The sequence below is a fragment of the Loktanella salsilacus genome (assembly GCF_900114485.1).
Lineage (GTDB): Bacteria > Pseudomonadota > Alphaproteobacteria > Rhodobacterales > Rhodobacteraceae > Loktanella > Loktanella salsilacus.
Map to the genome: position 1 here is coordinate 65,208 of NZ_FOTF01000018.1, position 6,359 is coordinate 71,566.

Below are 6,359 nucleotides of genomic sequence, written 5' to 3' on the forward strand. Positions count from 1 at the left end.
CGTCCTTCTCATGACCAAAACTGCTAACTCGATGTGGGGCGGCCGTTTCGCCGCAGGGCCGGACGCGATCATGGAGGCGATCAACGCCTCGATCGGGTTCGACAAGCGGCTGGCAGCCCAAGACATCGCCGGCTCTCGTGCCCATGCCGCCATGCTGGCGGCCACGGGTATCATCAGCAATAACGACGCGGATGCGATCCGGGAAGGCCTGCTCACGGTACTGTCAGAGATCGAGGGCGGCACGTTTCAGTTTTCCACCGCGCTAGAAGACATTCACATGAACGTCGAAGCACGCCTGAAAGAGGTCGTCGGCGAGGCGGCAGGCCGTTTGCACACGGCCCGGTCGCGCAATGACCAAGTCGCTGTCGATTTTCGCCTGTGGGTGCGCGATCAATGCGATGCCGCGGACGAAGCGCTGAAAGCGTTGCAGAACGCGCTGCTGGGTCAGGCAGAGGCGGGGGCCGATTGGGTCATGCCAGGCTTTACCCACTTGCAGGTCGCGCAGCCTGTCACATGGGGTCATCACATGATGGCTTACGTCGAAATGTTCGCCCGCGACCGGTCCCGCTTTGCTGATGCGCGCAAGCGGATGAACCTGTCGCCGCTGGGCGCAGCTGCGCTGGCGGGCACGTCGTTCCCGATCGACCGCCACATGACGGCGCAGGCGCTGGGCTTTGACGGACCGATGGGCAATTCGCTCGATGCCGTCAGCGACCGCGACTTTGCGCTGGAATTCCTTGGGGCTGCGACAATTTGCGCCGTCCACCTGTCGCGTCTGGCAGAAGAGCTGGTGATCTGGTCGTCCGCGCAATTCCGGTTCGTCAAGATGTCGGACCGCTGGTCCACCGGGTCCAGCATCATGCCGCAAAAGCGCAATCCTGACGCAGCAGAGCTGATCCGCGCCAAGATCGGCCGCATCTTTGGTGCCAACGTTGCCCTGACGATGGTGATGAAGGGGCTGCCGCTGGCCTATTCCAAGGACATGCAAGAAGACAAAGAGCAGGTCTTTGACGCCGCCGACCACCTGATGCTGGCGCTGGCCGCGATGGCGGGCATGGTGGGCGATATGACCGCCAACCGCGAAAGCCTGAAGGCTGCCGCTGGCACCGGCTTTTCCACCGCCACTGATCTGGCCGACTGGTTGGTGCGCGAGTTGGGTCTGCCGTTCCGCGATGCGCACCACATCACTGGATTACTGGTGGCGCTGGCCGAAAGCCAAGGGGAAGATCTGCCTGATTTGACCCTTGCCCAGATGCAATCGGTACATGAGGGTATCACCCAAGAGGTCTTTGACGTGCTGGGGGTGGAAAACTCTGTCGCATCGCGGACCAGTTTCGGCGGCACGTCCCCCGCCCGCGTGCGGGAGGCCGTCGCCCATTGGCGAAAGGTGCTTGGATGAACAAGGCAACGATTGCGGGGCTGCTGGCCCTGACACTGGCCATGACACTGGCCGGATGCGGCGCGCAGGATAAACCTGTCGCGCCGGGTGCGGCGCAGACGGGGGCAACGGCGAACGTGGGCCTCGGCCTTGGGCCGAACGGCGTGACCCCGGGCGTGACCTTGGCTGACGGCATTGGCCGCGTCACACTTGGACCGGGCGGCGTGCGCCTTGGGGCTGCGGGCATCCCGCTTAGCCTTGGTCTGTGATGCGTGATATGTCGCCCCTGCGCTGGGTCTGGGCGGCGCTGGCCGTTTGGGGCGCGGTGCATCCGATGTATTGGTTCGTCGCTTGGTTCCGGACCGAAGGCTGGTCGCTGCCGCGCATGATCGACGCGTGGTATGTCAACACGGCCACAACCGGACTGACCTGGGATCTGACGATTGCAGCGATCACCCTGACGGTTTGGGTGCTGGCAGAGGTCGCGGTGCGGCGCAATTGGATCGCCTTGCTGGCGATCCCTGCGACGTTCTGCATCGGGGTCAGCTGCGGGCTGCCGCTGTATCTGTTCTTGCGGGCCAAACCGATCCGCTAACGGCGCGCGCTGCTGTTTGCCGCCCTGCGGCGGCAAATGCGCCCCGCCCGCCGTCCCGTTCCATCGCACCTGATTTCGGATTCCGCGCTTGGGTTGGCGGATCAATCTGCTATGACGCCCCGGTAAGAGCGGGAGCAGTGCCTTGGATCATTTTGTGTATCAAGACGGCGTTTTGTGCGCCGAAGATGTGTCAGTCGCGGAAATCGCGGCGCAGGTCGGCACGCCGTTCTATCTGTATTCCAGCGCGACCTTGCTGCGCCACTACCGTCTGTTCGATGAAGCCTTGGCGGGCATGGACCACCTTGTCTGCTTTGCGATGAAGTCACTGTCCAATCAGGCGATCCTGCAATTGCTGGGCGAGGCTGGGGCTGGCATGGACGTGGTGTCGGGCGGCGAGTACGCCCGCGCCCGCGCCGCTGGTGTGCCCGGCGAACGCATCGTCTTTTCCGGCGTCGGCAAGACGCGGGTTGAGATGCGTCAAGCGCTGACCGGCGGCATTCGCCAGTTCAATGTCGAGAGCGAGCCAGAGATGGAAGCGCTGTCCGCTGTCGCGGTCGAACTGGGCAAAATCGCCCCGATCACCATCCGCGTGAACCCTGATGTCGACGCCAAGACCCATGCCAAGATCGCCACGGGCAAGTCGGAAAACAAGTTCGGTATCCCCATCGCCCGCGCCCGCGAAGTCTATGCCCATGCCGCGCGTTTGCCGGGGATCGAAGTGATCGGCATCGACGTGCACATCGGCAGCCAACTGACCGATCTGGCCCCGTTCGAGGCTGCCTATCTGAAGGTCGCTGAGTTGACAGAGCAGCTGCGCGCTGATGGTCACACGATCAAGCGCCTTGATCTGGGCGGCGGTCTGGGCATTCCTTATGTGCAGTCGAACGAAGCTCCCCCAAGCCCGCTGGATTACGGCGCGATGATCAAGCGCACTGTTGGCCATCTGGGGTGCGAGATCGAGATCGAGCCGGGGCGTCTGATTTCAGGCAATGCTGGCGTGCTGGTCAGCCGCGCGATTTACGTCAAAGACGGCGCTGATCGCCAGTTTCTGATCCTTGATGCCGCGATGAACGACCTGATCCGCCCGGCGATGTATGATGCGCACCACGATATCGTGCCTGTTGTGCAGCCCGAAGCCGGGGCAGAGCGTGCGACCTATGATATCGTAGGGCCAGTTTGCGAAAGCGGCGACACCTTTGCCAAGGGCCGCGCCATGGCGCAGGTCGCGCCCGGCGATCTGGTCGTCTTCCGCTCTGCCGGGGCTTATGGCGCGGTCATGGCGTCGGAATACAACTCGCGCCCGCTAATCCCCGAAGTTTTGGTCCACAACGATCAATTTGCGGTTATCCGGGCACGTCCGACCTTTGACGAAATGATTGCGCGCGATATCATCCCTGCATGGTTGTGACCTATTCGGTTGCACGACGCGCCAAGGGAGAGGCCCGCTGACCGATCACCCTGACGATCTAGCGCACCTGTCGCGTCCCGTTGCCTTGACCCGCATGGGCCTTGTGGCCGAGCGCGCGACGCGTGCCTTTTGGCCGTTGTGGAGCGTGCTTTTCGTTATTCTGACCCCGCTGATGTTCGGTTTTCAGGACCGCATGAGCCTAGAGGTGTTCTGGGGACTGTCGCTGATTGCCGCTCTGGCGGTGGGTGCCGCCTTGGTGCGCGGGTTGCGGATGTTCCGCTGGCCTAGCAAAGACGAGGCGCTTGCCCGCGTTGACGCTGCCTTGCCAGGGCGTCCGATCTCTGCCGTGCGTGATGCGCAGGCGATCGGGGCGTCCGATCCGGCCTCTGCCGCTGTGTGGCAGGCGCATCAGGCGCGGATGCGCGTGGCCACGCAGTCCGCCCGCGCGGTGCAGCCTGACCTGCGCGTGTCGGACCGCGATCCCTACGGGCTGCGGTTTATGGCTTTGCTGATGTTCGTCGTGGCCTTGCTGTTCGGATCGGTCCTGCGCGTGGGGTCTGTCGCGCAGATCGCCCAAAATGGCGGCGGCGCTGCGCTGGCGACCGGCCCCGTCTGGGAAGGCTGGATCACGCCGCCCGCCTATACCGGCAAGCCTGTGCTATATTTGAACGACATCGCGCCGGGGGCGGTGCAGGTGCCGCTCGGCTCTGACATCACCTTGCGTTTGTACGGCGAGGTTGGCGCGTTGAGCGTGACGCAGACCGTATCGGGCGACGCCGCGGTGCCCCCCGCCACCGATCCACAGCAAAGCTTTAGCGTCGCGCAGGCGGGGCAAATCACCATTGACGGGCCGAACGGCGCGGCGTGGGACGTCGGCATACTGGCCGACGCCGCCCCCTATGTCACTTTGACCGCCCCGATTGAATCCGACGCAATGGGAGAGTTGAACCAAGCCTTCGCCGCCTCGGATGATTACGGCGTTGAAAGCGGCACGGCGACTTTCGCGCTGGACCTTAGCGCGGTTGATCGCAGCTTTGGCCTGACGGTGGACCCGGACCCGATTGATCCGGTGGTGCTGGATCTGCCGATGCCATTCAGCGGTGACCGCAGCGACTTTGACGAATTTCTGATCGACAACCTGTCCCAGCATGAATTGGCGAACCTGCCCGTCACGCTGACGCTGTCCGTGACTGACGCGGCAGGCCAGACCGCAAGCACGCCAGCAGAGCCGATGACCCTTCCGGGGCGCCGCTTTTTCCAGCCTGTCGCCAAGGCGATTGTAGAACAGCGCCGCGATTTGATGTGGAGTAGGGCCAACGCCCGCCGCATCGTGCAGGTGCTGCGCGCCATTTCATATGAGCCGGACACGCTGTTCACCAATCAGGCCACCTATCTGCGCCTGCGCTTTATCATCAAGCGGCTGGACCAGTTCGACCGCGACGGGATAACGGACGAGAACGAGGCAGAGATCGTGCAGGCCCTGTGGGATCTGGCGGTCCAGCTTGAGGATGGCACCCTTGCCGATGCCCGTGAGCGCCTTGCCCGCGCCCAAGAGCGGCTGGAAGAGGCGATGCGCAATGGCGCGTCAGAGGCGGAAATCGCAGAGCTGATGCAAGAGCTGCGCGACGCCACGCAGGATTATATGCAAATGCTGGCCGATCAGATGGAGCCGGGCGACGGCACGGACGAGCCGCAGTCGGCCGAAAATTCAACACAGATGAGCCAAGACGAACTGCAGGCGCTGATGGACCGCATCGAAGAGCTGATGCAAGAAGGCCGTATGGCCGAGGCGCAGGCGCTGATGGAGCAGCTGAACAGCCTGCTGGAAAACATGCGCATCACCCAAGGCGAAGGTAGCGGCGATGGCCCGCAGACGCCGGGACAACAATCGATGCAGGATCTGGCTGATACGCTGCGCGACCAGCAAGATCTGTCCGACGATGCCTTCCGCGATATGCAGAACCAAGGGCAGCAGGGCCAGCAAGGCCAGCAACCTGGCCAAGAGCAGGGCGAAGGCCAGCAGGGCCAGGCACCCGGGCAAGGTCAGCAGCCGGGCGCTGATGGCTCTGGCGAGCAGCCGGGCCAAGAGCAAGGGCAGGGTGACGGCGAAGGCCAGAACGACGGACAGGGCAGCGGCGCAGGGGAAAACGAAGGTCAGTCCCTCGCGCAGCGCCAGCAAGCCTTGCGCGATGAATTGAACCGTCAGCGCGGCGCCTTGCCCGGTTTGCCCGGCGATGCGGGCGATCAGGCGCGGCGGTCACTGGACAGCGCCGAAGGCGCAATGGACGGGGCGGAACAGGCCCTGCGTGATGGCGATATGGCGCAGGCGATTGATCGTCAGGCCGATGCCATGGACGCCCTGCGCGACGGCATGCGCGCCATTGGCGAAGCGCTGGCCCAGAACGAGAGCCAAGAGCCGGGGCAGGGTAATGCGACGGGCGATCAGACTGGGCAAGCGCAGCCCGGTCGCCGCGACCCGCTGGGGCGGCAATTGGGCAGCACCGGGCAATATGGCACCGAAGAAAACCTGCTGCAGGGCGAAGACACCTATCGCCGCGCCGAAGAACTGCTGGAAGAGCTGCGCCGCCGCTTGGCCGAGCAAGAGCGGCCGCAGGTCGAGCGGGACTATCTGGACCGTTTGCTGGACCGCTTTTGATCTAAGAGTCTGATTCAAAACTAACTGCACCTTCTCAATCCCTTGCGAGATGCCGTGTGACGCGTCTGATGTGTGCGATGAGGATCCAAGCCTCTGCGCTTGCGATGGATTTTTCCCAATCTTTCGATAGGCGGCGACATCGGTTCAGCCAGGCGAAGGTGCGCTCGACGACCCACCGTCGCGGCAGCACTTCAAAGCCCTCCGCGGTGTCAGAGCGTTTGACGATCTGGACGGTCCATCGGCCGAGGGCCTTTAGCGCGTCCCGCAGTTTGGGCCCTGCATACCCGCCATCCGCAAATACATGTCGCAATGATGGATAGCG

Annotated in this window: 6 protein-coding genes; 5 read left to right on the forward strand and 1 reads right to left on the reverse strand. The window is 63.6% G+C overall.

Annotated features, from left to right (window positions below; genetic code table 11):
• The first annotated feature begins 10 nt into the window (after positions 1 to 10).
• The 5 genes from argH (at position 11) to BM131_RS14955 (ending at position 6,037) form a co-directional block, all read left to right on the forward strand.
• The gene (argH, locus tag BM131_RS14935) at positions 11 to 1,399 is read left to right on the forward strand and encodes an argininosuccinate lyase (protein ID WP_090190764.1); all 1,389 of its coding nucleotides are present in this window, start codon (positions 11 to 13) and stop codon (positions 1,397 to 1,399) included.
• Entirely contained in the window at positions 1,396 to 1,647 is a 252-nt protein-coding gene (locus BM131_RS14940) for a hypothetical protein (RefSeq protein WP_090190765.1), read from the forward strand. The genes argH and BM131_RS14940 overlap by 4 nt, the downstream gene beginning before the upstream one ends.
• 8 nt (positions 1,648 to 1,655) lie before the next feature.
• Positions 1,656 to 1,973: a DUF2834 domain-containing protein gene (locus tag BM131_RS14945; RefSeq protein ID WP_090190780.1), complete on the forward strand. Its 318-nt coding sequence runs from the start codon at positions 1,656 to 1,658 to the stop codon at positions 1,971 to 1,973.
• A 142-nt stretch (positions 1,974 to 2,115) separates the two neighbouring features.
• Positions 2,116 to 3,381: a diaminopimelate decarboxylase gene (gene lysA, locus BM131_RS14950; protein ID WP_090190766.1), complete on the forward strand. Its 1,266-nt coding sequence runs from the start codon at positions 2,116 to 2,118 to the stop codon at positions 3,379 to 3,381.
• A 67-nt stretch (positions 3,382 to 3,448) separates the two neighbouring features.
• Positions 3,449 to 6,037 carry a DUF4175 domain-containing protein gene (locus BM131_RS14955; protein WP_342713984.1) on the forward strand — a complete coding sequence of 863 codons (2,589 nt, stop codon included), beginning with the start codon at positions 3,449 to 3,451 and terminating at the stop codon, positions 6,035 to 6,037.
• A 34-nt stretch (positions 6,038 to 6,071) separates the two neighbouring features.
• On the opposite strand, the gene BM131_RS14960 is transcribed toward BM131_RS14955, so the two are convergent.
• A partial coding sequence (locus BM131_RS14960; protein ID WP_139222572.1) for a transposase occupies positions 6,072 to 6,359 on the reverse strand: 288 nt, incomplete at its 5' end.